Raw genomic sequence first — 24,657 nt, 5'->3', positions numbered from 1 at the left:
ACTATACAAAATTTTTACATAAAACAACATATCTATTGCTAGACAATTATGGTAAAGAGGTATATAGTTAGCTAGGTAACTAATTTGAAAGGATTAAATACATGGACGAAAAACAACATTTTTTTCACATTGTCAGTCAAACTTCTCGAAAGTTTACTAAGAAATTTAATGAACGTGTGTCACCAACAGGTTTATTTAGTGCACAATGGGCTGTTATTTTCCGAATCAATCAAACGGGGCCTTGTACACAAACTGAGCTATGTCAATACTTAAACGTTGAATCTCCAACGATGACTCGTACATTAACACGTATGGAAACGATGGGATGGATCATTCGAACTGAGGGGAAAGATCGCCGTGAAAAGCTCATTTCCTTATCAGAAACAGCATTAGAAATGATTCCAGTATGGCAAGAAGAAGTTGATACTTTTGAAGAAAAAACGTTGCAGGATATTAATGAAGAAGACTTGCAGCGAGCATTTCAAGTACTAGAAGCTATTATTAAAAATTTAGATGATTAATTGGAGGGATGACGATGCAAAGTGAGAGACTTTGGACGAAGGACTTCCTTGGAACTTGTTTTAGTAGTCTGTTTCTCTTTTTAACGTTTTACATGCTTATGACCACCCTGCCCGTCTATGTAATAGACGGATTGAAAGGAAAACCAGAAGAAATTGGTTTAGTCGCAACAGTATTCCTTATTTCTTCTGTCCTATGCCGCCCATTTACCGGAAAGTGGCTTGACGATTTAGGGAGAAAGAAAATATTATTTATTTCACTTTCGTTATTTTTAGCTGCTACCGTGATGTATTTCGGTGCACAAAGTTTATTTTTATTACTTACCCTGCGCTTCCTTCATGGTATTGGATTTGGAATGGCGACTACAGCAACAGGTACAATTGTCACAGATGTCGCACCACCGCATCGCCGCGGTGAAGCACTTGCCTATTTTGGTGTATTTATGAGTCTGCCGATGGTAATCGGTCCTTTTTTAGGTTTAACGATTATTTCGCACTTTTCATTCACTATTCTATTTATCGTTTGTTCTGTATTTTCATTACTAGCATTTCTATTAGGTTTACTTGTAAATATTCCACATGAAAAGCCAGTAAGTAAACAAAAACGTGAACGAATGAAATGGAAAGATTTAATTGAACCTTCTTCAGTTCCAATTGCACTAACCGGCTTTGTTTTAGCATTTTCTTATAGTGGCATTTTATCTTTTATTCCTATTTATGCAAAAGAAATTGGTTTAGGAGAAGTTGCAAGTTACTTCTTTATTGTGTACGCACTCGTTGTTGTACTTTCTCGTCCATTCACAGGGAAAATATTTGATCGTTTCGGTGAAAATATACTTGTTTATCCTTCGATTATTATTTTTACAATTGGAATGTTCATCTTAAGCCATGCACAAACGTCATTTTGGTTCCTTGGTGCAGGTGTATTAATTGGTTTAGGCTACGGAACATTAATTCCAAGTTTCCAAACCATTGCTATTTCCGCGGCTCCAAACCATCGACGCGGCTCAGCAACAGCCACTTATTTCTCATTCTTTGATAGCGGTATTGGTTTCGGTTCTTTCATATTAGGTATCATCGCTGCAAAATCAAGTTATCATAATATGTATTTCATTGCTGCCATTATCGTTGCATTCACATTACTTATTTATTATGGTCTACATGGCAGAAAACAAAAGTTCAAAAAGCAACATACAGACAGAAAATTATCAGCTTAATGTTAATAAGGAAAGTAAACTCCTCTGTTTACTTTCCTTATTTTGTATTTCTAAGAAAACGAGCGTATACTTACTGTAGAAATAACAAGGAGGTACATAGATGAACTTTAAAAAATCTCCCCTTTTATTGCTCATACTTACACTACTATTTATAGTAACTGGGCTTGGATTTGCATTTTTCAAACAAAACAAAGTCTCTCCTTCTAAAGAGAACGTGACAAAAGAAAATTGGTTACAAGATCCCTACTTACGTTGGTCATACACACATATGAAAGAATTAGCGTTAACGAGCGAAGTGAAAAATAATCCTATGCAAGTATCCCCATTCCCTACTGCATTACAAAACTTAGATGATTTTTCTGTTAAAAAGGAAAATGGAGGCAATATTCCTTTAAAAAAACTATTAGATGAGAATAAAACAGATGCATTTGTCGTTGTACATAACGGAAAACTTGTTTACGAGCATTATTTCAATGGATATAAACAAAATGGGCCGCATGGAATGGCCTCTTTAGCAAAAGTATTTACTGGTGCACTTGTACAATCATTAACCGAAGAAGGACTCATCAATGTACACAAGACCGCTGAAACATATGTCAAAGAATTACGAAATACACCTTTCGGGAAAGCAACAATTCAACAATTAATGGACATGCAGGTTTCTGCTGAATACCCGACACATGGGTATATACAACCGGGATTAGAAAATCAAGATGCACAGTTATATTTAGCTAGTAATATTCTTCCTCGTGCTAAAAACTATGATGGCCCAATGAAAATTTATGATATGTTACGAGAAGCAAAAGAAACAGCATCACCTGGAACTGCATTTTCATATAATAACGGCTCATCTGAAACACTCGGCTGGATTATACGGACAGTGACCTGCAAATCATTAGCCGAAAATGTAAGTGAACGAATTTGGTCCAAAATAGGTATGGAAGAAAATGCGTATTATGTTACGGATGAAACAGGAGTTGAACAGGCAAGCGCCGGTTTAAACGCCACTGCAAGAGATATAGCCAGATTTGGACAATTGATTTTACATAACGGTCGCTATCATGACGTGCAAGTTCTCCCTTCCTCTATTTCGGAAAGTGTAAAGATCGTACAAGAAGGAGAATTACCAATCGGGCCAGGTGCACCTATTTCTTATCATAATCAATGGTGGATTCCTCATAACGAACAGGGCGCTTTTGAAGTGTTAGGAAGTTACGGACAATGCCTCTATATCGATCCAAAAGCAAATATGGTGATTGTACACTTTTCATCAAATGCTAGTCCGAGCAGTGATGTCCATTCTACTTACTCCAATATGTATATACAAATTGCAAAACACTTAGAAAAGCTTTCACAAGAGTGAAAGCTTTTCTTTATTTATGATTCATCAAAACATTCAATTACTCACATTTTTAAGCTCGAGAATTGTAAATGTTTTTGTTCCATCTAGAGGCGGACAATGAGTCGTTCAAGTCCCTAAAATGATCCCAGCTGGCACAGAACTTGGTGTACCTACCGCGAAAACTGTGATGGCAATCGCTTAGAGCGATGCTTGGACGAACTTAATACAGCCTTTCTGGGCATTACCTGTATTAGCCATTGTCGGTTTAGGTGCGCGATATTATAGGGTTTTGTGTTGTTAATTTACTATATGCAGGGGTAATCATCAGTTTATGCTTTCTTTTTATTTAAATCAAAATGATACTAAATAAAACAATTACGAAACAACTAAAAAATTTCCTATATATCGTTTGCCAGAAGGGGAGTGTTCTTAGAAGAAAAATGAAATAACTTTATTATTTCTACACAATCTCAATAAAAACGAAAAAGTAACTCTTTCCCCTCGCTGATTTGAAAACGATATGACTTAGTTTTATACTAGCTTTTTTACATAATAACTATTATTGTGATTGTTCATTTTCAATACATATAATCACATTTTCCCATTCCCTAGTAGTGAAATTTAAACTCCCATACCCAAATAATTCTGTACATACATTTTCTATACTCGAAGGGTTTGCTCGTAAAAGATCCCACCGTAATGCTTTGGGTAAGTCATACATCTTATACTCCTTACTTTCTTTAATAACCCCATCGACTTCCCGTTCACAAATTCCCCTTACTAAATAATCAACTCTTAGTTCTTGATACACTTTTTGAAACATCTCGCTATGGTGTTTCAATTGAAGCAAACAAGCAATATATGTACGGAACAATTCATCAGTACGATTACAGCATCTCATTATGTTTTCTATTTCACTCATAATTTTTTAGCATTTTCTTGTATTTCTAGCAGCCACTTTTCCCGTTTTATCGCTTTACTTGTTTTTACAGATTGAAAGACTGAACGTTTTATTTGGCGTATACCACAAAATCGTAAAATCCCCTTTTTCATAATCACCCAATCAGCAGAGCGATATAAGAGTGCCACGTACCATAACGGCGAATCTAAAGTATTAATAACCCATGCTTTTTTTCCTATGAGTAATCCTTTTGGTAACGCCCCTTCATATTTATAAGCAAATCCTGTAACAAAAACGCGATCAATAAACCCTTTCAAAATAGCTGGCATTCCCCACCACCATATTGGATAAATAAAAATAAAAAAATCTGTCTCTTTGATCAATCTTCTGTATTTTTCTGTCTCTCCTTCATATACTAAATCACGTCTTCTCTTATCTTCATTAAAAATAAGTACTGGGTTAAATTGTTCTTTATATAGGTCAAGCAATGTAACAAAATGATTTGTTTTTTGCAGTCCTTTTTGTACATGTTCTAATATAGCTGCATTGAAACTAGATGGATTGGGATGTGCATATATGATTAGTACATTCATCTCCAAACAACACCTTTCCTTAAATTCCCTTTTGACTCCGCCTGGTTTGCATGATATTCTAATACATGTCAAGTAGCAAGCCTACATGACACAACAACTGACACCTACTCGGCGAAGGTGTCTCTTTTCGTTTTTAGCCGAATGAAATGCCTCTTTCAGGGCATATTCAACTTTTGACACTACACACTCAACACCATTCCCTTGTATCAGGCTGCTTCTGCAGTCTTTTACTCTACATACTCCTTTTAATTTTCAGATAAATTATAGCATGAAAAAAGAGAGCCTAGCTCCCTTTTCGCGCCTTATAATATACCCCTTTTTCAGCATAGAGGTATTCTTCATCAGCTAAAGTAATTTTCCCATCCAGTTTCAATTCGTCTAATAACCTTGATAAATAAAATTGGTGTAACATTTTTTTCGTGAATTTTCCTTCATGATGCGAAACGATATGTTCTTGAATATCTAATAGTGATATTGGTTTATCTTGCTCCATCATATATTCATATACTGCATTACGCAGCTTTACGTATTTTTCAAGTGTCACAGTACAATTGCAACCCCTTTCTTCTTATTCTGTTGTTTTTAGAATCGGTTTTTTTGCAACAAAAAAACCTCTTCGATAAGAAGAAGTTACGTATATATCTTCGTCTTATCTCCCAGAACAAATATGTTCTGCTGGAATTAGCACCTGCATCGCGGTTGCTGGGTTTCATCGGGCCAGTCCCTCCACCTCTCTGGATAAGAAAATATTCACTTTATAGCCTACTATAGCCATTTTCATTTCAATTGTCAAATCATATAAAGTGAAACTTTAATCAATTGAACCATTACTATCTGTAATAGCAGGGATAAAACATTTAAAACAAGTTATATTTTCTTTTCTAACGCTCATACTAGAAGTGTATGCAATAGAGTGGAACTTTAATCAGTGGGGGTTTTCTACATCCCCCACTGATTATTAGCCCGACCAATCGAGCTTTTACGGGCAGTTTAACTCCCACCTAACTTCTTTTCTTTCACCGAATTTTGAGGTAGGAGTATTACTGCCCACAAATAGCGGGATAAAGGAGGAATATATAATGAGCAAAAACGCACGTGGATATGTTCAAGATTCTTATCATTCTTTACATGAAGCAAAACAATCTTTAGAAAACGCATTACAAACAGTCGAAAAAAGTGATAATCGAGAACGTATAGAACAATCCTTACAGGCTGTGGAGCACGCCTTACAAAAATGTGATCATGCGGTTCATATTTTGGAACAAGAATAAATACATCCCATCTATTTACTAGATGGGATGTAACTCAAATGGCATACTAAAACAGTATTGCCGTGACAATTAAAAAATATACAGAATTAACGATTTCTAAAACCCCTACTTTTAAAATAGATATTTTCTTACCATATAATATAATTGCTCGAACTAGACTAGGTATAAAAACTAGAGAAAGCCATGGGTTTACTACAAACAATGCAACAGTTAAGAAAATGTGATATCCCCATGATACATAGCGATATGTCGGGTTATTCTTTTCACGTATCATTGTTTTCACATAAAATGTACTACCTAAAAAGTATAAAAAAGAAGTTGCTGCAATCCAACATGCTGTTTCATCAATTGTTTTCATTGAAAAATAATAACTAATCAAACCGCCCGTGCAGAAAACAAGTATTGCACAAATATCATTTACTAAAGCTCGTTCCCTTTTTTGACGAGCAAAATATATATTCACAAAAAAGAGCGGAATCATAACAGCTGCGAGGAAAAGAATTCTCCACTCGTATAGTAAAGATAGTATACCGAAGACACATGCAATAATAAAATAAATAATTGCTGAATGTAAAAATTCTTTCTTTCGCGGTTGCTTCATGTACATTAAAAATGGATATGTTGCTAAATAGATAAATAACCAAGCGATAAAGAGTGGAATATGATAGAAAGTAGCTTTACCAAATATTACACTAAGTATAAATGGAATCAACAGCATCCCCCATGCACCGTGCTGCTTTGGAACAACTAGCTTCATGAATAAGGCATCTCCTCTTTGAATTTTTTCTCATTTACTATTATATAAAAAATCTCATATAAAAATCGAAGCATATTAAATCGATTTCTTGACATTTTTCACAATATAATATGTATGAAAAAATGCTTCTCACCAGTGGTAAGAAGCATGAAAGAGGCAAACGAATATGTAAGTCGCGACCCTACTTTATATTCTTATGCTTTATGATATGTACTTATGCTTTGTTTACTTGAGATAATAGCTCTTTATCATCATCTAAAATTCCATATTTCTTTTTAAACCTTGTAATAATTCTAATCCACGATGAGCTAAACAAAACAAGAAAAATTACATTTGAGAGTGCATGAGCTAGATCAAAGTAAAAACTTGCAGCGTAGTATGCAATAAAGTCTTTCCATGTTAATCCTTCTAAAAAGCCAAGTATCCCCCACAAGTTCATAATCCAGCCAAAAACAAAGCCGGCTATGAACCCATAGATGACTCTCCCCCATAACTTTCTCATTATAAATGTATTTCGAAGTAAACCAGCTATAAAGCCTATCATTCCCCAAGAAAACATTTGCCACGGTGTCCAAGGCCCCTGTCCTAAAAATATATTAGATACAAGTGCTGCCGTTGCCCCAATCATAAAGCCTGTTTCACTTCCAAAAACAATTGCAGATACAATAATAACAAAAGATGTTGGTTGTACACTCGGCATAATGGAAAACGGTACACGACTAACTGCTGCTATTGCTGCTAAAACAGCTACAATGACTATTTCACGTGAAACAAATGCTTTCCTCTCAAATCGTATATAAAAAGGTAACATGATAATGGATAATAAAAATAAACTACACCAAATATAATATTTATCTGTTACAAAAGAAGTAAAGAGAAGCGTACTTATTACAATAATGAAACTAAGCATTATGAGAGCAAAATATCGCTTGGACACGATTTGTACACATCCTCCCACGTTAATGCATAAGGTAATTGCTTGCGAATAAAGCGATTAATAGATGTTGTATAAAAGAAATTATCACTAAAGAATTTCTTTGGTGTATCATCCATAATTACGTTCCCATCAAATAACATCATACAATGATCAACATATTTAGCTGCAAATTCAATGTCATGTGTTGCCATCACAATTGTTGTTCCTTCTTTTTGTAACTCTTGAAACAGCACACCTAATTTTTCTTTTTTTTCTGGATCAAGCCCTTTTGTCGGTTCGTCTAGTAATAATAAATTTGGCTTCGATAATAAAGCCGTACATAGTGCGATTAACTGTTGTTCTCCCCCACTACAATCATGTGGATGACGATCTCGAATAGAATGAAGCCAAAATCTTTTCAACATATCTTCTGCGATTTCTTTCCCTATATCACCATATAATTCAGTTGCTCTTTCAAAAACTTCATCCCACACCGTCTCAAATGTAAAATGATAATATGGATGTTGCGATACAAAACCTATTCTTTTAAATCGTTCCTTTGAATCAATTTTATGAATCTCCGTTCCGTTCCACCGTACTTTTCCTCTTCTAGTTTTGTTTAATCCTGCCAAGATGGTTAAAAGTGTTGATTTTCCAGTACCATTTTTCCCAACAAGCGCAGTCCACTTCCCTTGTTCAATTGATAAGGTTAAGTCCCGTAAAATAAAAGGGCTATTTTTTTCATATTGAAAGGATATATGTTTTACTTGTAAAATCACTTCTTTTTTTTCTGTTTGCGATATAACTGGCACTTCATGTTCGATAGGTAACTCGGAATGAATTTGTGTTTGTGCTCCCTTTACCGTAAAGGGTATTTGCTCTACATTCCATTCTAAAAACAATCTTGGAATTTGAGGAATAAACGGTCGGAATTCTTCTACTGTCCACATTTTAGATATAACCTGTTGCGGAATTCCATCATAAATAATTTCCCCAGCATTCATAAACACAACTCGAGTTGCTAGTGGCATTACTTCGTCTAAACGATGTTCACTCATGATAATTGTAATCCCGAGTTCTTCGTTAATTCGTTTCAATAACCCTAAAAAATCTTTTGCTGCAATTGGATCAAGCTGTGCTGTCGGTTCATCAAGCAGTAACAATTTAGGTTGCAAAACAAGAACTGCCGCTAAATTAACAAGTTGTTTTTGTCCTCCCGATAACGTGTGAACAGACTGGTGTAACAAATCTTGAAAACCTAAAAAACTAATTAATTCAGCGATTCTCTTTTGAATTATACTTGTCTCTAAACCAACATTTTCAAGAGAAAATGCCAATTCTTGAATTACCGTATCCATAACAAGTTGATTTTCTGGATTTTGAAACACCATTCCCACTTCTTGTGCTGACAATAAGTCTGGCATCTCCAGTAAAGAAGTTCCATTATAATACATACTACCTGTGCGCTTTCCAATTGGGAGTAACTCTTTCTTAAAATGTTTCAAAAGTGTTGTCTTACCACATCCTGAACCACCAGCGAGCACAATAAATTCACCTTGAGAAACCGCTAAGGAAACGCCTGTTAATGCTTGTACTTTTTCATCAGCATACGTAAATGCTAAGTTTTTTATTTCTGCATGCGCCACCATAACCATTCCCTCCCTTCCATTATGATTGGTAAACTAATAAACAGTATAAATAACACGAATAATAGTCCATCATATTGCTGAAATACAAGTGATTCCACCCTTGGATAGATTAATAGTTTACCAGCACCACAATAATTAAACACAAAACAGCTTAGTAATAAAATCACTAAACAGGCAAGTATATACCAATCTTGCCTTTCCATTCGATATCGAATGTACGTACTACGCTTCGTCACTCCAAATCCACGCGCTTGCATAGAATCTGCCGTTTGTAATGCATCTTCTAGAGAACAAACAAGCAACACCTGCAAGAGTTTCATTCCATTTTTGATTCTCCCTATGAATGAGCCTGAATCTAATTGAACACCTTTTGTTTTTTGAACAAGTGTAATTTGTCTTAAACGCCGGATGAATAAAGGAACAAAACGCACTGTTATCATTGTCAATAGCGCCACTTTCGGTGAAATCCGTGAAAATAAATACAAAAATTTATGACTTGAAATCATGTCATTGTAGGAAGTAAATGTGAACATAATAGTAAGTAATAATAATCCCATTATTAACCCATACATGCACGCTTCTAATGTAATTCGATTATCCCCTAAACGAAACAATGTAGTCGCTCCCCTATGCGTTAGCAAAGGATTTAACACAATCACCATTACAAAGAAAACAAATGTGCTTGGTAACATTGTTCTTATTTTCTCGCCATTTCCTTGCATGATGTTTAACAGTACAATCATAATAATCGCACCCATTAAAAAAAGAGGGTGAAGACACATCGTACATAGTATCATCACCCCAATATAATAGAAAAAATTCACAAAAGGATGTAAAGAAGAAAAAATGATTTTCATAACCTTTACCTAAAGCCCTTTCCTAATTTAACACATATACCCATTCGATTTTATCTCCTGGTTTTACTTTATATGCACCTGCACTTCGGTTTGGAAAAGTACCATTGACACGGTATTTCCATCCACTTTTCGGTCCTTTGTCAAATTCATATAAGTCATTGATTCCTTTTATATATTTACTATTTCCAGATCCAGTTGAATCAATCTCCAATCCCGTATTCTTTAGTACATCAAAAACTGTAGTTCCTTCTTGCATATCTACTTTTTTCGCACCTAATAAATACCCCTGATCTCCATGTACCGAAATGGTAACTTGCTTTTCCTCTGGTTTTGGTGGTGGTACCGGATCTGGTTTTCCCTCTCCTTCTGATGGTACAGGACTTGGTATAACCGTTCCAGAAACAGAATCTCCTCCTTGAGTTGTTTCTTTAGCCTTGGGATCTTTCTGCTGTTCCTGCTTCGGTGTTTCTTTCGGCTGATTTACTACTTTAGCCTCTTCTTTTGCTTCTGGCGCTTTCGCTGGCTCAGGTTGTTCTTGCTGCGCTTTTGTTTGTCCTTGTTGTTTTTGCTGAGCAACTGGTTCTTGCTCTTTTTTCTCTTCGTTCTTTATTTCAGGTTGTTCTTGCGATTTTTGTTCCTGATTGTCCTTTTGTAGCTCTTCTTGTTGCTTTTTCTCTACTGATTCTTGCTGTTCTTCCGGTTTACTTTCTTCCTTTTTCTCTTCTTGTTTCAGTTTCTCTTTTTGTTCCGTTTTTGAAATTGCTTTTTGTTCAGATTTCGATTCATTTTGGCTACATCCAACAAGCAATCCAAATGAAAGGACAACTGAGAATAACCATTTCATCATATTCATGTTTTTCTCACCTTTCCTAATAAAATTAGGAGCAAATCATTGCTCCTAATTTTTGTTAAGCTGCTTTTCGTCTCCATAAAACATATGCTGAAGCGATACATAATACGCCCATTCCTACTGGCATAGCAGTATCCCAAGCAGATGCTCCTGTTTTTGGTAACTGACGATTTTTCGCAGTTTTTTCATTATTTACTGTGTTATCTTTCGTAACAACACGAGAGTTCTCATCGTTTGTTTGTTTCTCTTGTTTTTGAATGACTTCTTGCTTTTCAATCACATTGCTCTCATCCACTACAGGTTCCTTCGGCTCATCAACTAAGTTTATATCATCTTCAGTTGATGAATTTGTCCAATCATATATAGAACCTTTACCATTTACAAATGCCTTATATTGAACAAGTGCTAAAAGTGCTTGTTCAGTAGCCATACTACTACCCTCTTCGTCGCTTGGCAACCATTTAAATTCACCATTTGCAAGTTGGTATGATATTAAATTTTGAACTGCGTTTACATTATTTTTAGTAAATGCTTCACTAGTTGGATCAATCCCTGTAATAGTAAGTCCAATAATCGCTTGTGCAACACTATTAGAATTTTCTTGGCCATCAGCTTCGAATCCGCCAGTGTTCAATTGTTTATTTGATAAATATTTTACTGCTTTTTTTACAGCTTGCTTTACCTCTGGTTGTTTCTGATATGGCGCTAATGCCGATAAAACCATACCCGTTACATCAATATTACTAGCTTCATTCTTACTACTTTCAACATTGTATGTCCAACCACCGTCTGTATGCTGTCCATTTAAAATCTCTTTTACTAAAGCCGCACGATTCCACTTTGCTCCAGCCGGTACTTCATATTTTTTTGTATCAAGTGCAAGTAAAGCAAATGTATAACCAGTAACAGAATTTAGTTTTTCAGATTGATATAGTTTTTGAACTAAATTCTTTCCTGCAACATTTGTTGGATTTCCATTTACCGCTGATACCGCTAAAACAGTCCTTGCTATATCTGTAGCGCTAAATCGTTCCACACGTTTTTCCACTTTTTGTGTTAAAGATTGTAAATAACTAATCTTTGTTTCTACTGGAATATTATTTCCTGAACGAGCAAGTGCAATTGCTACCCAATCACTATCGATTCCATCTTCCATCATTTTTTTTGATGTTTTAGCAATCGCTTGATCTAATTGCTTCATTAGTAATTCATTTTTGATTGGCTCTTTCAACTCATTAGGCTTTTGTTCTTGTGGCTTCTGAGCTTCAGGTTTTTGTCCATCCGGCTTTTGTTCTTCTGGTTTTTGTCCATCTGGCTTTTGTTCTTCTGGTTTTTTCTCCTCAGGCTTTTGTCCATCCGGCTTTTGTTCTTCTGGTTTTTGTCCCTCTGGTTTTTGTTCTTCTGGTTTTGCTGTACCTGAATCTTTTTTACAAGTTCCATTCTTATCGAGTACTTGTTGCAACTTTTCTATGCTCATATTGTCCCAATTTACAACAAAACGAAATGCAACAACATCTCCAGATTCTAATTTATAACTATCTGCCCCTACCATGGCAGCTTGATCATTTACATCATATGCCCATCCGCTTGTAGCACTTATATCACCAGCCATTAAACCGTCAATACCTTTAACATACATACCATACTTCGTATTCTCAGCTGTTACTTTAGTCCCCATAACTTTTTGTAACAAACTATAGGCTGTTTCTCCATCTTCAATTGACACTTCTTTCGGACATAAAATAACTCCTTTTTGCGATTCCCCAATGATCGCAAGTGTTGCTGTTTTCCCTTCAGCAAACGTAATATGTACAGTATTTGTAAATGAAACAAATACTAATGCCACTGCCATTATCAACGTAAGCAGCCATTTTTTTATCATTGCCATCCTTGGTTATTCCTCCCTTTGCTTACATATACATAAAAAAAGGCCCTTCAAGGGCGTGCAATAGCACTCTACCGTGAGTGCTAAACCAAAATGCACAACACCTCCTCCTATCCGCATAGGTAGCGGTTGTATTTGTATAGGAAAGATCATGTAGCTGATGAATGTATCATTGTGATAACATTCACTTTTAGCGGCGAACCCATTTTTATTTCCACCAATTTCCTTTTAAAGTTATCGTATAAACGACATACCTATACATTCATCAAATTATAAATTTCTGTATTATTTTACTATTGACACGAGATTTTGTCTATGTTTTCTCTGATTTATTTTCTAAGAATAATAGCCGGTTACATTAAATTATAAAGCTTCTATTATATAGATACTACAGGTTACTATGAATCGGTTGTTCACATACTATAATACCATCTTCATCAGCATACACATACTGATTAGGAATCCACTCAATTTCTCCAAATTGCAAAGGAATTTCTGTTTCTCCTTTTCCTTCTTTTCTACTTCTCTTCGGCATTGTACCTAATGCTAAAATACCAATATTTATGTTTCGCAGTTCCTTAGAATCACGAACACATCCATATACAATAATCCCTGCTATATTTCGTTCCTTTGCAATGTTTGCCAAGTTATCTCCAAGTAACGCACAGTTCGTAGAAGAACCTCCATCAACTACTAACACAGTCCCCTCTGGTAAAGTTTGCAGTGCTTCCTTTACTAATACATTATCATCTTTCACTTTAACCGTTGCAATTCTCCCATGAAATTGTTCTTTCTTTCCATATGATTGAAAAATAGGCTTACATACTTGTACGTCCCCTTCAAAAGCATCACAAAGATCTGTCGTTCTCCACATCTTTCTCCCTCTCTTCTTTTTCAATATATGTTACATATTCTTGTCGTTTTATTTTTCACCTGTCTTATATTGCGAAATTTTGTATACTAATAAGAAGAAATACATATAAAGAACAATCAGAAAACCTCTCATTCAGAAACTTCATATTAACTTCAGTTACATGATCAGAAATCTTCTATACTTTCACTTTCTCTCCCTCCTGTATAATATTTCAAATTCCGTACATACTGTATAAAGGCTGGTGAATAGCTTTTATACAATTTTGTAGTACCTACAATCTTTTCTCCCTTTCCTTGGGGGCTGAGCAGTTAGCTTTTACTAGCTGCTCTTTTGTTTTTATAATGAAGCTTTTGTTAAAAAGCTAGTTAACCTCTTTTTACTTTTTAATCATCAACACTGAAATTAGATAACTATTATGTAGTCATGAGTGAATATGACACCCTTTCCTTTTGACCACTCCCACGGCTAAAGCACGTGGGCTTTCCCGCTCACAAATTCTGTAAAAGGATAAGGATGTGACAATATTGAATAGAAAAAATGATCAAATTGTTATTCATATAATAAAAGGCTCAACTATAAAAAAGTTTTTAATCTTAGATTTGGTTACTGGAACAGGAATTTATTATGTAGTCAAATTTTTTCTTCAAGCGTATTAATTGCACTTATTGGCAGTATCATAGGAACCGAAGGCATTAAAAAGATACCGAAATTCCAAAATAATACGAATTAAATTTCAGTACCTAGCCCCACTATCTTCACTCCATTAAAAAGAGCAAGCCTTCTCAATAAAATAATAAAAAGAGCCAAATGGCTCTTTTTATTACATTCCAGTACATGGATCTATTATATCTCCAACTCAATCATCGGAATTAATAATATACTACTCAACTACAATATCGTGTAGTTCAAAGCGAATTATTTTTTTAAATTCATCTAGTCCTAGTTCAACTTGATACCCTATCTTCCCGGCACTAAAGATTATTGTATCCAACTCCATAGCACTATTATCAATGACCGTAGGGAAATATTTTTTCATTCCAATCGGTGAACAGCCACCATGAATATAGCCGGTGAGCGAGAGTAAATCTTTAGATTTCAGCATGCTTATTGATTTTTCACGAACGCTAGAAGCTGCTTTTTTCAAATCTAATTCTTTATTTACAGGTACAACAAAAACATAGTGCTGCCCTGATTTCCCCATGGTGACTAGTGTTTTAAATACTTGATTAGGAGATTGTCCTAATACCAAAGCAACATCTATTCCACTAATCGCATCAGTATCCACATAGCTATAATGTTTATAATTGATTTTTTTCTTATCTAATAACCGCATTACATTCGTTTTGTATTCCATTGTGCTAAAATCCTCCTGCAACAAATTTATATGTACTATTTAATATATGAATTGAGATAAAGACATTGGAAATATAATTTCAAATACATAAATATTGTAGCTTACTTTGCTATTTTTTAACAAGTAATGACAAGCATATTCTATGACTCAAACTGTTTATATACAGTAGGATTAATTCATCCATTAATCTTGTTTTTATTTTCAAAAAACATTGATATTTCAAAAATCATTTGTTATACTTTTGAAAAAACTTAAGGAGAGATTGAATATGTTTAATTCTAATACTTCTTTCCAACTTCATCATCATACATAATGCCGTGTATCCGAAGAATTTTTTCTTCGTGGGTACAGGGCTTTTCCTGTTACCCACGAAGCATTCATAAAGCTATGTGGGTATTTTTATACCTGCATAGCTTTTTTTAATTTAAAAAAGGAGTGATTCAAATGGATGTAAGAAATGTAAAAGGAACAAAAGATTATTTACCCGCAGAACAGTTGTTACGAAATAAAATTAAACGTGCTTGTGAAGAGACTTTTGAACGATATGGTTGTAAACCGCTTGAAACACCTACATTAAATATGTATGAACTTATGGCTTATAAATATGGAGGCGGTGCTGAAATTTTAAAAGAAATGTACACACTACGTGATCAAGGAAATCGTGAAATCGCTCTTCGGTATGATTTAACGATTCCATTTGCAAAAGTAGTAGCAATGAATCCGGATATCAGGCTGCCTTTTAAACGCTATGAAATTGGAAAGGTCTTTCGTGATGGACCAATAAAACAAGGAAGGTTTCGTGAATTTATTCAATGCGACGTTGATATAGTCGGCGTAGAATCTGTTATTGCTGAAGCTGAATTAATGGCCATGGCATTTGATCTTTTCAAAACTTTAAACTTAGATGTTACAATTCAATATAATAATCGGAAGTTATTAACAGGTATTCTTAAATCAGTTGAAATTCAAGATGAACAAACAAACGATGTTATTTTATCATTAGATAAACTTGAAAAAATCGGAATTGACGGTGTACGGAAGGATTTACAAAGCCGCGGAATAGTACATGACACTATAGAGGTTGTTTGTCATACAGTTGAATCTTGTATGACATTAGAACTTAATGAGTTTAAACAAATTTTCTCAAATTCACTTGTTACGGAAGGAATCAATGAACTACAGCAATTACAACAATACCTTCTTGCACTTGGTATCCAAGACAATACTGTTTTCAATCCATTCTTAGCAAGAGGACTTACAATGTATACAGGCACAGTTTATGAAATTTTTTTAACAGATGGAAGCATTACTTCAAGTATTGGTAGTGGCGGACGTTATGATAATATAATTGGAGCCTTTCGTAACGACAATACATCCTATCCAACAGTAGGGATTTCCTTTGGCTTGGATGTTATTTATACAGCTCTTACGCAAAAAGAAACGGAATCTACTTGTGCTGATATTTTCATTATTCCTATTAACACCGAAGTGGAATGTTTACGAATTACACAACTTTTGCGTTCTAAAAGTACCTTCAAAGTTGAGCTGGAACTTGCTGGACGTAAATTAAAACGGTCCCTTAATTACGCAAATAAAGAGAATATCCCTTACGTGCTTATTATCGGTGATATTGAAATCTCTACAGAAACCATTGTTTTACGTAATATGAAGGAAGGTACCGAAATGAAGCTCCCCCTATCTTGCATTGAAGAGGGAACTTTAAAGGACTATTTTAAAAAAAGTAGCCTCCTAAAAGGTTAAGCCGTTCTCTTTTGAAGTATCCGCAGTAGATAAAAAACAGAGCAATTCGCACATGAATTCGCTCTGCTTTTTTATTGTTATATCAATGTTTTTTGTGTTATTAGAGGGTTTAATCACATGTATAAATGCCATACTGTTTAGCAGCTGCCAAAAAAATTGTTATTCACCTCAGAGCATTCTTCATTTATTAGGATTTGTTATTATGCTCCACATTTATGACAACATTTCCCTTCTTGTGTCCCTGCTCGACATATCTATGAGCTTCCACAATCTCTTCAAACGAATAGTACCTGTCAATAACCGCTTTTATCCTCCCCGTCTCAACAAGTTCTTTAAGGAAGTCTAATGCTTCGGAAGTTTCAGGTGCATTTTGACCTAATATTAGTTTCTTACTACTTGTCAATTTAGTCCATAGCATTCGAACACTTGGCAACGGTTCAACGACATTTATATAGGTACCGTCCTTCTTTAACAATTTGATACAATCTGAAAATGTGCTTTTGTTTACCGCTTCAAAGATAACATCATAAGTCTCGTCTGTAGTAGAAAAATCTTTTGCAGTGTAATCAATCACCTGGTCGGCTCCCAGAGATTTTACCAATTCTACATTTGTGTTACTGCACACCCCTGTAACTTTTGCTCCGAAATACTTAGAAATCTGTACCGCATAACTTCCTACACTTCCAGAAGCTCCATAGACAAGAACACTTTGACCGCTCTGAACGTTAGCTTTTCTAAGAAAAAACAAGGCTGTACGTGCCCCAATTGGAATGGCAGCGGCTTCCTCATAGGTTATATTAGAAGGTTTAATAGATACTGCTCCATCTTCAGGCAAACAAATATACTCGGCATAAGAACCAAAACCCACTTGGGTAGCCGCAAAAACCTGGTCTCCTTCCTTAAACCGCTTGACATCTTTCCCTACTGACTCAACTTCTCCAGCTAACTCCATTCCTAATATTTTTCTTTTAGGTTGGCTAAAACCAAGTGTGATTCGAGCTGGTAACCAAACAGAAGGAGGAACCGTAAAACTCCGTGATCGAATATCTCCTGCTGTTACGGTTGTTGCTTTTATTTTGACCAGTATTTCATTTTGCTTAGGAACAGGTTTCTCTACCTCTTTCAGTTGAAGAACGTCGGGGGGACCGTAATTTGTGTACACAATTACTTTCATTAATCTTCCTCCATTTTGTTCTATTTATTAATATCATACGGATAATATGAATAAATAGAACAATGGTTCACTCTTCAATAATTGTTCTAAACTATCCTGTCCTATTAATTAAAAAATGTATTTAAATCATACTTATTTTTATATATACTTTTTCCAATTCGGGTATCTCAAAAGAGGACGGCTTACTAAAAGGTTGGCCACTTTTTTCTAAATAATCTTTTAGCTATAATTCCAAATAAAGTTTACATAACAATTTTATGGTATTCTTATTTTATCAATCGAAATAGCAAGTTCGTCCTTCACTTGTTAAAAATTGAAACCATCTCTGCCTAAACTTCATTTGCGCTGCATCTGCGTATACATGTGCCTCCATTTTTAAAGCTTCCGGAATTGGTCTTGAGTGCTGACTTTCTACTACCACTTGATCTTCTTGAAGAACTTTCAAACTATACCGGCTAAAATATGTAGGAACGGAATTTTTTTCGCAAAATTTCTACCTGCTAATCCAAAAATTATTGTTTCTTCTTCATCATATGTACGTTTTATAGTATGAAAATTCGAGCTTTAATAGACACAAATAAAAGAAGAAACCTATATTGTTTCTCCTTTTCTATAAAATATTCTATTTTATAACCAAATTATATTATGAGAGTTTGTTTAATAGTTGATTCAAATCTTGCTTTGTTTTCGTCGTTAATGATTTTATTCGTTTCACATCTATTTTTTCTTTTTCAGCTGCAACAATTAAAGGATACATGCTTTGTCCAATTGTTTTATAATCAGTTGGATGAGTCGCTTCTAACTCTTTTTCGATTACATCCCATTTTTCATTTATTTGCTTCCCTAGTTTGTTCACTGTATCTAACTTAGGGTTTGCAGCTAATTGTTTATCCAAACTGTCAATAAGTTGCGCAACTGCTTTCACATTCGTTTTCACAGCCACGCCTTTATTTGTATCTTTCGTTTCAGTTTTTCCATTAGTAGCTTGGTCTGTTGTTTTTGTACTTGTTTCTTTTTCTTTCGTTTTCTCATTTGTTGTTTTCGCACTACTCTCAGTTCCAGATGATTCTTTGGAATTCTTTTGATCTTTCTCTGTTTTTTCGTTAGTAGATGTGTTTGTTTCTTTCTCATCGTTTTTCATTGTAGATGTTTCATCAGCATTCGTTGTTTTCGCTTCTTCCTGCGCGTTCGTTTGTTCCTTTTTCACTTGATCTTTTTCTGTGGAGGTATTACAAGCTGTAATGGAGAGCATTGTACCAATTGCTAGTGATGCAATTGTTATTTTTTTCATTTTCATAAAAAGCCTCCTATATTTACATTTTTATCCTCCTCTTTACGATTCTATTTATCCATAAAAATTCCTTTTTGTTCTAGCCATCATCTCTCCGACAGAAATCTTCATATTTATACGACACTTAACTATGAATCTAATTTTAAAATCCGCGTTTTTTCTACTCTATATAACATGCTTTATACGATACTTTCTTCAATAAAAATCGGAGGATGTATTGACCTATAAAGAACCACGAAAAATAACCCATATATTCACAATTACATTTTTCACTATCAGAAGTCCCCATTTTCTGACAATACAATTATTTTACACAGAAAATAAATTCATAAAATATTTCTCACTTCGTATTATTTCTCAACATTTTTGTTTACATAATATAATTATAAATTATCAATAAAATCCACCATTCGAATGAATGATCTGTCCTGTTATCCATTTTGCTTCTTCACTTACTAAAAACGTTATTAAACGTGCTACATCCACCGACTCTCCTATTCTTCCAGCAGGAAATCTGGTTACTAAATATGCCTTCATTTCTTCTGTCATCCCCCCTGTATTGGTTGGTCCTGGATCAACAGCATTTACAGTAATCCCCTTCTTCATTGCAACTGGTGCTACTGAAGTAGTAAAAGCTTCAATCGCTCCTTTCGTTGCTATATAAGCAAGTTCATTCGGCATTGGTCCAAGCGATTGTCCAGAGGTAAGATTGACAATACTTCCACTCGTTTCAAACGTGTAATTTTTAATAAATAATGTACTTAATAGCATCGTAGCGCGCACATTGACCGTATAATGTTTATCTAACTGTTCTACATCTAACCCTTCAACATTTGTATCCGTAGAATACGCAGCATTGTTAATCAGAATAGACGGTTCTCCTAATCGTTCTGATACCATATATAATAAGCGGTTAGGTGCATAGGACTGAGCTAAATTTACCTCAGCCATTTCACAGCGAACACCAAAATTTTCAATCTCTCTTTTCAATAAAAATGGTTCCTGATCATTCATACTCCACGGCATTTCCTTATCATACCGAGGCCAGTACGTGAAAAAAATATCAATGCCATTTTGAGCAAGCGACTTGCAAATCGCTGCTCCAATTCCATTTAAACGTGTCGCTCCTGTAACAATTGCTATTTTCGTCACTTGTTTCTCCCCCTATTTTACAAAATAAAATATACCTTCTAGTAAATTAGAATCATGCGTAATATTCCTTACAAATAAATCCCCTGCATGAATACAGAGGATTTATCGTTTTTTATTTAATATTTGCTAGAATGCGCTCTGCTCCTAATTGTAAACTGCGTGTTACTATTACATTTATAATAGTAAATACGATTAATAGAATGCTAAACATGCCCCACATACCGATTCCAAAGAAGTAGTATAATCCAACAACCACGCCTACGATTACTAGATCCATCGCAATATTTGCAAGGAAATTCCACAGAGTTGTATACCTGCTTTTAAACAACTTCTGCTCTGAATCCCAATGTATATCCGCCGTTTGAGCGTCCCAACGTGTACCGATTAAATTCGTTAACCAAAGGCCATTTGCACTTAGTAAAAACCATAACAACATAAAGAGTGGTGAAACACCGGCAACAATTGTCATGATAAGACCAAACACAGCTAAAATTGTTATATTTATAAGCCATGCTGTAAAGACTTTTGCAAAAAATATATCTGCTGCCTTTACTGGTAAATAACGATTAACAAACCACGAGCTTCCATCCCTAGAAAAAGACGTTGTAGCAATGACATTACTTCCCATTAAGAATAGTCCTGCACAAAAACCTATGCCAAGAGCTAGACCAGACCATTCTGGCTCTTTTATAAATTTTGTTAACCACTTTAAGTTTCCCTCTTGTACGAAAAGAATAAAGAATAGCATAATTGGCATCACGAAAGTTTGCACAATACAATTTATAAAAAATTGTGGTGTTCGGAATAAAATTTTGAACTCTTTTTTTACATAAGCCTTTATATGTGAACTTTGTACAGTCGATTTTTTTAAGTTCTCTGCTGAGATAGCCTCTTTTTTTGCAGTACTCGTCGAAAGTCCGATAACTCCTTTTAAATATGTACGCTGTGCAACATAGAAGAACAACCCAAAAAACGCTAAGGAAATCGCTGCAAAAATCACAACGTATATAATTCCTTTCCAAGAGGCATTTTCTATTAATCCCATTGCACCAAAGTATGTTGTTGGAAAATAATTTGTCATTTGAACGAACAGAGACGATTGGTTATCAGCAAAGTAATTTGCAACCATATCCCCTGATACTGCACTTTTGTTTCTCCACTGAATAAATACATTAATACCTACGACGAATAACAGAGTTAATATTCCGATAAATATATTACTGCGATCTTTATTCTTGGCTATATTTGTATAACGCATAATAACTGTCATTAAGAGTGATGCGAGTACTAATGGAATAACAGGGAAAAATATGTAAATTAATAGTGCATATAAATAGTATGTAATAAATGCACCACTTTGCAAACCGTAAACAATAAAGAGTGGAAATAAAATAAAAGATCCCATTACATATTGTGTAATTAATACCGTAATGAATTTCGCCGTAATAATTTGTGATGGTTGTAGTGGTAAAGGTAATAGGGTTTCAACATCATTATTATAATAAAATACAGTTAAAATGTTCGTAATACTAATTACAAATACCCATATGCTCGCAACAGCTAATCCCATTCCGATTATCGATGTTTCCTGACCAATTGATTTCATTCCAACATACATTCCATATGTAAGTGGACCAATAAATATAAAGCCCGCAAATAGTAATGCTAAAAATGAAAATGCATACGCCCACCGTTTCTTTTTATCCGTTATGATATCTGCATAATTTAATTTCAATAATACTTTTGTTAATGTCCAAATTTTATTCATTTCCTGTCATCTCCAAGAACATTTTTTCAAGTGATTCATTGGATTTAAAATGATCTCGCATTTCATTTAAATTTCCTTGGAACTGCAAATTTCCCTTATTAATAATCGCTACGCGATCACATAACTTCTCGGCTACTTCTAGTACGTGTGTAGAGAAGAATACCGTTTTTCCTTTATCTGCATGCTCCCTCATCATCTGTTTTAAAATAAATGCTGATTTTGGATCAAGCCCTGTCATTGGCTCATCTAAAATCCATACATCTGGATCATGCAGAAGAACACCGATAATAATAATTTTCTGTCTCATTCCGTGTGAATAACTTTGAATTTGGTCAGACAATGCATTGTAAAGATCAAATCTCTCTGCTAAAAATTGAATTTTTTCCTGTCTAATTGCATTCGGCACCTCATACATATCAGCCATAAAATTCAAATATTCTATCCCTTTTAATCGCAGAAACATATCTGGACTATCCGGAACATAACCAAATGTTTTCTTTGCCTCCATAGGCTCTTTCATCACATCTTTTCCGTTGATCGAAATTGTTCCTTTATCTATTGCATGAATACCTGTTACCATCTTAATTGTTGTTGATTTCCCAGCACCATTCGGCCCTAAAAATCCAAAAATTTCTCCACTAGGTACTGTTAAACTTAAATCTTTCACAGCATAGGAAGAACCATTATAACTTTTTGACACATTCACAATTTCAATCATTTTATCCAATCCTTTCCTCATTTACCAATAAACTATATCTCTATTATAGCATACTTGTATTTTTAGATTTTTACATTTTTTCAGATTGAATAATCTTTCACAAAATCTTTTTATAATTTATTTATGCATTCAGAAAAAGGAATTCACTATTATTCCTATAGTAAGTATATATATTCCTTTTGATTTTCCGACATGTACATCACAGCCGCGAAAATAAAAAGGAATCCCCACTCGTTTTCTCCATTTGGTTTCACGTGGCATAGGGCTAAAAAAGGCATTGACCGCTTCTATCCAAAGACGGACGCTCTCTCCCACCTAAAAGGAAAGTTTTATATCGGTATTTCAATCTATATATAGTTCCTTAGCCATTAAAATATATATATATACCTAGACCAACAATTAAAACAACTGCTAACAAAAGGTAAATCATTGTAAGCCTTGTAATATTCCCTTTCGTTGATTTACTATAATTTTCATCTCCATTTTTCCCGACTACTATTGTTCCAACAACAATTACTGCCACAATCAATAAAACAATTAACATCCACTTAATCATGTGTTCCATTTCCCCCTTCCTCTTGCAACCATTTTACAATATTTTTACTGTTTATAACTTTTAAATATTATCATTTTTCTGAACTTTAATTATATATATTATTCACTTTTCATTTACCTATTTGTTTTACTTATTCTTACGTTTGGATTCTCTATTTATTTATACAACAAACCAATTGATGAAATGGAAGATGCGCCATGGCATTCACAACAAAAATAAAAGAATACCACACCCATTCACATATAACCCAAGATGATTTAGCAAAGCTTATTGGTGTTCGACGCGAAACCATTAGTCATTTGGAAAAGAGAAAATATAACCCTTCTTTACAATTGGCTTATGATATTGCAAAAGCATTGAACGCTTCTATTGAGGAAATATTCATTTTTGATGAAGTATAGTAAATCCCCCTCTCTACTATGACGTAGAAAGCGGGATTTTTGTAAAATTTGCACCTATTGTTGAGAATAGCCCAGTGTAGCTAAAAGAATTCATTAAAAAACCCTTAGTTCCCCGTCTTTCCTACAATCCTTATAATATCGGTTAAATCACGAATTTCATATGTTGGTTTAATGCCCATATTATTTTCCTTGCGATACGGGTTGAACCAGCACGTATCAATCCCGTAATTTATTCCTCCTTGAATATCGGAAGTTAATGAGTCACCGATAATTAATACGCTCTCTTTATCTGTAATCTGCAGCTTTGAAAATGCATAATCAAAAATCCCTCGCGCTGGTTTTTGAAATCCAACCTCTTCCGAAATGATAATATGCTCAAAAGTATCACAGAGAGGCGACCCCTTGATTCTAGATTTCTGCACATCTGTGAACCCATTCGTGATAATAGCTAGCCGACAATCAGCAAGCGTTTTACACAAGTCTACAGCTCCTGATACCATATGTATTTCTGTCCCTAAATAGCCAAGATATATACTGTTGAATATGTCAGCATTTATTTCAAGCTTATGAGCTAGAAATAATCTCCTAAATCTCTCCACTCCCAATTCAGATAAAGTTAGAATCCCCTGCTCTAAATCCCTCCATAATACTCTGTTAATCTCTTTATAGCTGTCTTCATAATCTACCAACCCCGTAGGTAATCCGAAATCTACAAACGTTTTATTTAATGCCTTTTTTTCAGACATACTAAAATCAAATAATGTATCATCCACATCGAATAAGATAACTTTATATTTCATAGGTACCTCCATTACTCACTACTGCTCTAGTTTGAATATATATTTCAATTTC

Annotated in this window: 24 protein-coding genes, 4 pseudogenes and 1 riboswitch; of the genes and pseudogenes, 9 read left to right on the top strand and 19 right to left on the bottom strand. The window is 34.6% G+C overall.

Annotated features, from left to right (window positions below):
- Window positions 1–101 precede the first annotated feature (101 nt).
- The 4 genes and pseudogenes from ORL93_RS01020 to ORL93_RS01005 all read left to right on the top strand — a co-directional run.
- Window positions 102–521 (top strand): MarR family winged helix-turn-helix transcriptional regulator, encoded by a 420-nt coding sequence (locus ORL93_RS01020; RefSeq protein WP_003202902.1) that lies wholly within the window; start codon window positions 102–104, stop codon window positions 519–521.
- Between the two features lie 14 nt (window positions 522–535).
- Window positions 536–1,735 (top strand): MFS transporter, encoded by a 1,200-nt coding sequence (locus tag ORL93_RS01015; protein WP_265958457.1) that lies wholly within the window; start codon window positions 536–538, stop codon window positions 1,733–1,735.
- 100 nt (window positions 1,736–1,835) lie between these two features.
- The gene (locus ORL93_RS01010; protein WP_265958456.1) at window positions 1,836–3,098 is read left to right on the top strand and encodes a serine hydrolase domain-containing protein; all 1,263 of its coding nucleotides are present in this window, start codon (window positions 1,836–1,838) and stop codon (window positions 3,096–3,098) included.
- Between the two features lie 37 nt (window positions 3,099–3,135).
- Window positions 3,136–3,427: pseudogene (locus ORL93_RS01005) on the top strand (TIGR00366 family protein); the annotation flags it as partial.
- A 209-nt stretch (window positions 3,428–3,636) separates the two neighbouring features.
- On the opposite strand, the gene ORL93_RS01000 reads toward ORL93_RS01005, so the two are convergent.
- From ORL93_RS01000 to ORL93_RS00990, 3 genes are all read right to left on the bottom strand, one after another.
- Window positions 3,637–3,999, bottom strand: coding sequence for a hypothetical protein (locus ORL93_RS01000; protein ID WP_018766312.1), 363 nt, complete (start codon window positions 3,997–3,999; stop codon window positions 3,637–3,639).
- Window positions 3,996–4,571, bottom strand: a complete 576-nt coding sequence (locus ORL93_RS00995) for an NAD(P)H-dependent oxidoreductase (protein WP_265958455.1) — start codon at window positions 4,569–4,571, stop codon at window positions 3,996–3,998. Before ORL93_RS00995 ends, ORL93_RS01000 begins: the two co-directional genes overlap by 4 nt.
- 283 nt (window positions 4,572–4,854) lie before the next feature.
- Complete coding sequence (locus ORL93_RS00990) at window positions 4,855–5,115, bottom strand: hypothetical protein (RefSeq protein WP_003202914.1); 261 nt, start codon at window positions 5,113–5,115, stop codon at window positions 4,855–4,857.
- A gap of 102 nt (window positions 5,116–5,217) precedes the next feature.
- Window positions 5,218–5,316: riboswitch (SAM riboswitch) on the bottom strand.
- Between the two features lie 334 nt (window positions 5,317–5,650).
- Between ORL93_RS00990 and ORL93_RS00985 the strand changes: the two genes are divergently transcribed.
- Window positions 5,651–5,842, top strand: coding sequence for a hypothetical protein (locus ORL93_RS00985; RefSeq protein WP_006095316.1), 192 nt, complete (start codon window positions 5,651–5,653; stop codon window positions 5,840–5,842).
- 46 nt (window positions 5,843–5,888) lie between these two features.
- Here the strand turns inward: ORL93_RS00985 and ORL93_RS00980 are convergent, their stop codons facing one another.
- The 7 genes from ORL93_RS00980 to rraA form a co-directional block, all read right to left on the bottom strand.
- The gene (locus ORL93_RS00980; protein ID WP_265958454.1) at window positions 5,889–6,599 is read right to left on the bottom strand and encodes a YwiC-like family protein; all 711 of its coding nucleotides are present in this window, start codon (window positions 6,597–6,599) and stop codon (window positions 5,889–5,891) included.
- Between the two features lie 214 nt (window positions 6,600–6,813).
- On the bottom strand, window positions 6,814–7,536 hold the full coding sequence (locus tag ORL93_RS00975; RefSeq protein WP_018766309.1) for an ECF transporter S component: 723 nt from the start codon (window positions 7,534–7,536) through the stop codon (window positions 6,814–6,816).
- Window positions 7,509–9,170 (bottom strand): ABC transporter ATP-binding protein, encoded by a 1,662-nt coding sequence (locus ORL93_RS00970; RefSeq protein WP_176519489.1) that lies wholly within the window; start codon window positions 9,168–9,170, stop codon window positions 7,509–7,511. Before ORL93_RS00970 ends, ORL93_RS00975 begins: the two co-directional genes overlap by 28 nt.
- Window positions 9,143–10,021: an energy-coupling factor transporter transmembrane component T gene (locus ORL93_RS00965; RefSeq protein WP_098124934.1), complete on the bottom strand. Its 879-nt coding sequence runs from the start codon at window positions 10,019–10,021 to the stop codon at window positions 9,143–9,145. The genes ORL93_RS00970 and ORL93_RS00965 overlap by 28 nt, the downstream gene beginning before the upstream one ends.
- 22 nt (window positions 10,022–10,043) lie before the next feature.
- Window positions 10,044–10,874 carry a DUF4430 domain-containing protein gene (locus ORL93_RS00960; protein ID WP_018766306.1) on the bottom strand — a complete coding sequence of 277 codons (831 nt, stop codon included), beginning with the start codon at window positions 10,872–10,874 and terminating at the stop codon, window positions 10,044–10,046.
- A 55-nt stretch (window positions 10,875–10,929) separates the two neighbouring features.
- A complete protein-coding gene (locus ORL93_RS00955; RefSeq protein ID WP_018766305.1) occupies window positions 10,930–12,759 on the bottom strand; it encodes a DUF4430 domain-containing protein in 1,830 nt (609 codons plus the stop codon).
- A gap of 385 nt (window positions 12,760–13,144) precedes the next feature.
- Window positions 13,145–13,630, bottom strand: a complete 486-nt coding sequence (gene rraA, locus ORL93_RS00950) for a ribonuclease E activity regulator RraA (RefSeq protein ID WP_018766304.1) — start codon at window positions 13,628–13,630, stop codon at window positions 13,145–13,147.
- Between the two features lie 521 nt (window positions 13,631–14,151).
- On the opposite strand from rraA, the pseudogene ORL93_RS00945 reads away from it, so the two are divergent.
- Window positions 14,152–14,360, top strand: a pseudogene (locus ORL93_RS00945) (hypothetical protein).
- A gap of 150 nt (window positions 14,361–14,510) precedes the next feature.
- Here the strand turns inward: ORL93_RS00945 and ybaK are convergent.
- Window positions 14,511–14,984 (bottom strand): Cys-tRNA(Pro) deacylase, encoded by a 474-nt coding sequence (gene ybaK, locus ORL93_RS00940; RefSeq protein WP_018766302.1) that lies wholly within the window; start codon window positions 14,982–14,984, stop codon window positions 14,511–14,513.
- A 444-nt stretch (window positions 14,985–15,428) separates the two neighbouring features.
- On the opposite strand from ybaK, the gene ORL93_RS00935 reads away from it, so the two are divergent.
- Window positions 15,429–16,745: a histidine--tRNA ligase gene (locus tag ORL93_RS00935; RefSeq protein WP_265958447.1), complete on the top strand. Its 1,317-nt coding sequence runs from the start codon at window positions 15,429–15,431 to the stop codon at window positions 16,743–16,745.
- Window positions 16,746–16,932: 187 nt separating this feature from the next.
- On the opposite strand, the gene ORL93_RS00930 is transcribed toward ORL93_RS00935, so the two are convergent.
- From ORL93_RS00930 to ORL93_RS00900, 7 genes and pseudogenes are all read right to left on the bottom strand, one after another.
- Window positions 16,933–17,919, bottom strand: a complete 987-nt coding sequence (locus ORL93_RS00930; RefSeq protein ID WP_006095302.1) for an NAD(P)-dependent alcohol dehydrogenase — start codon at window positions 17,917–17,919, stop codon at window positions 16,933–16,935.
- A gap of 274 nt (window positions 17,920–18,193) precedes the next feature.
- A pseudogene (locus ORL93_RS00925) lies at window positions 18,194–18,450 on the bottom strand (aromatic ring-hydroxylating oxygenase subunit alpha); the annotation flags it as partial.
- A gap of 112 nt (window positions 18,451–18,562) precedes the next feature.
- Window positions 18,563–19,216, bottom strand: a complete 654-nt coding sequence (locus ORL93_RS00920) for a hypothetical protein (RefSeq protein WP_006095300.1) — start codon at window positions 19,214–19,216, stop codon at window positions 18,563–18,565.
- A gap of 387 nt (window positions 19,217–19,603) precedes the next feature.
- Window positions 19,604–20,362, bottom strand: a complete 759-nt coding sequence (locus ORL93_RS00915; RefSeq protein ID WP_018766298.1) for an SDR family oxidoreductase — start codon at window positions 20,360–20,362, stop codon at window positions 19,604–19,606.
- A gap of 112 nt (window positions 20,363–20,474) precedes the next feature.
- Complete coding sequence (locus ORL93_RS00910; RefSeq protein WP_018766297.1) at window positions 20,475–22,130, bottom strand: putative ABC transporter permease subunit; 1,656 nt, start codon at window positions 22,128–22,130, stop codon at window positions 20,475–20,477.
- Entirely contained in the window at window positions 22,123–22,848 is a 726-nt protein-coding gene (locus ORL93_RS00905) for an ABC transporter ATP-binding protein (protein WP_017151715.1), read from the bottom strand. Before ORL93_RS00905 ends, ORL93_RS00910 begins: the two co-directional genes overlap by 8 nt.
- Before the next feature lie 361 nt (window positions 22,849–23,209).
- Window positions 23,210–23,404 carry a hypothetical protein gene (locus ORL93_RS00900; RefSeq protein ID WP_026008613.1) on the bottom strand — a complete coding sequence of 65 codons (195 nt, stop codon included), beginning with the start codon at window positions 23,402–23,404 and terminating at the stop codon, window positions 23,210–23,212.
- A gap of 117 nt (window positions 23,405–23,521) precedes the next feature.
- Between ORL93_RS00900 and ORL93_RS31435 the strand changes: the two are divergent.
- Both ORL93_RS31435 and ORL93_RS00895 read left to right on the top strand, forming a co-directional pair.
- Window positions 23,522–23,623, top strand: a pseudogene (locus ORL93_RS31435) (DUF3796 domain-containing protein); the annotation flags it as partial.
- The gene (locus ORL93_RS00895; RefSeq protein ID WP_265958446.1) at window positions 23,602–23,805 is read left to right on the top strand and encodes a helix-turn-helix transcriptional regulator; all 204 of its coding nucleotides are present in this window, start codon (window positions 23,602–23,604) and stop codon (window positions 23,803–23,805) included. The pseudogene ORL93_RS31435 and the gene ORL93_RS00895, both read left to right, overlap by 22 nt.
- A gap of 104 nt (window positions 23,806–23,909) precedes the next feature.
- Here the strand turns inward: ORL93_RS00895 and ORL93_RS00890 are convergent, their stop codons facing one another.
- The gene (locus ORL93_RS00890) at window positions 23,910–24,605 is read right to left on the bottom strand and encodes a YjjG family noncanonical pyrimidine nucleotidase (RefSeq protein ID WP_018766292.1); all 696 of its coding nucleotides are present in this window, start codon (window positions 24,603–24,605) and stop codon (window positions 23,910–23,912) included.
- Window positions 24,606–24,657 lie beyond the last annotated feature (52 nt).

The sequence above is a fragment of the Bacillus sp. DHT2 genome (assembly GCF_026241455.1).
Taxonomy (GTDB): Bacteria; Bacillota; Bacilli; order Bacillales; family Bacillaceae_G; genus Bacillus_A; species Bacillus_A pseudomycoides.
Note: the sequence above shows the minus strand (reverse complement) of the source record. Positions and strands in the feature narration are given on the sequence as shown.

Excerpts from the sequence above, each read along its gene's own strand:
- ORL93_RS01020 (WP_003202902.1), top strand. The coding sequence starts at position 102 with ATGGACGAAAAACAACATTTTTTTCACATTGTCAGTCAAACTTCTCGA.
- ORL93_RS01015 (WP_265958457.1), top strand. The coding sequence starts at position 536 with ATGCAAAGTGAGAGACTTTGGACGAAGGACTTCCTTGGAACTTGTTTT.
- ORL93_RS01010 (WP_265958456.1), top strand. The coding sequence starts at position 1,836 with ATGAACTTTAAAAAATCTCCCCTTTTATTGCTCATACTTACACTACTA.
- ORL93_RS01000 (WP_018766312.1), bottom strand. The coding sequence starts at position 3,999 with ATGAGTGAAATAGAAAACATAATGAGATGCTGTAATCGTACTGATGAA.
- ORL93_RS00995 (WP_265958455.1), bottom strand. The coding sequence starts at position 4,571 with ATGAATGTACTAATCATATATGCACATCCCAATCCATCTAGTTTCAAT.
- ORL93_RS00985 (WP_006095316.1), top strand. The coding sequence starts at position 5,651 with ATGAGCAAAAACGCACGTGGATATGTTCAAGATTCTTATCATTCTTTA.
- ORL93_RS00980 (WP_265958454.1), bottom strand. The coding sequence starts at position 6,599 with ATGAAGCTAGTTGTTCCAAAGCAGCACGGTGCATGGGGGATGCTGTTG.
- ORL93_RS00970 (WP_176519489.1), bottom strand. The coding sequence starts at position 9,170 with ATGGTTATGGTGGCGCATGCAGAAATAAAAAACTTAGCATTTACGTAT.
- ORL93_RS00965 (WP_098124934.1), bottom strand. The coding sequence starts at position 10,021 with ATGAAAATCATTTTTTCTTCTTTACATCCTTTTGTGAATTTTTTCTAT.
- ORL93_RS00960 (WP_018766306.1), bottom strand. The coding sequence starts at position 10,874 with ATGAATATGATGAAATGGTTATTCTCAGTTGTCCTTTCATTTGGATTG.
- ORL93_RS00955 (WP_018766305.1), bottom strand. The coding sequence starts at position 12,759 with ATGGCAATGATAAAAAAATGGCTGCTTACGTTGATAATGGCAGTGGCA.
- rraA (WP_018766304.1), bottom strand. The coding sequence starts at position 13,630 with ATGTGGAGAACGACAGATCTTTGTGATGCTTTTGAAGGGGACGTACAA.
- ybaK (WP_018766302.1), bottom strand. The coding sequence starts at position 14,984 with ATGGAATACAAAACGAATGTAATGCGGTTATTAGATAAGAAAAAAATC.
- ORL93_RS00935 (WP_265958447.1), top strand. The coding sequence starts at position 15,429 with ATGGATGTAAGAAATGTAAAAGGAACAAAAGATTATTTACCCGCAGAA.
- ORL93_RS00930 (WP_006095302.1), bottom strand. The coding sequence starts at position 17,919 with ATGAAAGTAATTGTGTACACAAATTACGGTCCCCCCGACGTTCTTCAA.
- ORL93_RS00920 (WP_006095300.1), bottom strand. The coding sequence starts at position 19,216 with ATGAAAATGAAAAAAATAACAATTGCATCACTAGCAATTGGTACAATG.
- ORL93_RS00910 (WP_018766297.1), bottom strand. The coding sequence starts at position 22,130 with ATGAATAAAATTTGGACATTAACAAAAGTATTATTGAAATTAAATTAT.
- ORL93_RS00905 (WP_017151715.1), bottom strand. The coding sequence starts at position 22,848 with ATGATTGAAATTGTGAATGTGTCAAAAAGTTATAATGGTTCTTCCTAT.
- ORL93_RS00900 (WP_026008613.1), bottom strand. The coding sequence starts at position 23,404 with ATGATTAAGTGGATGTTAATTGTTTTATTGATTGTGGCAGTAATTGTT.
- ORL93_RS00895 (WP_265958446.1), top strand. The coding sequence starts at position 23,602 with ATGGCATTCACAACAAAAATAAAAGAATACCACACCCATTCACATATA.
- ORL93_RS00890 (WP_018766292.1), bottom strand. The coding sequence starts at position 24,605 with ATGAAATATAAAGTTATCTTATTCGATGTGGATGATACATTATTTGAT.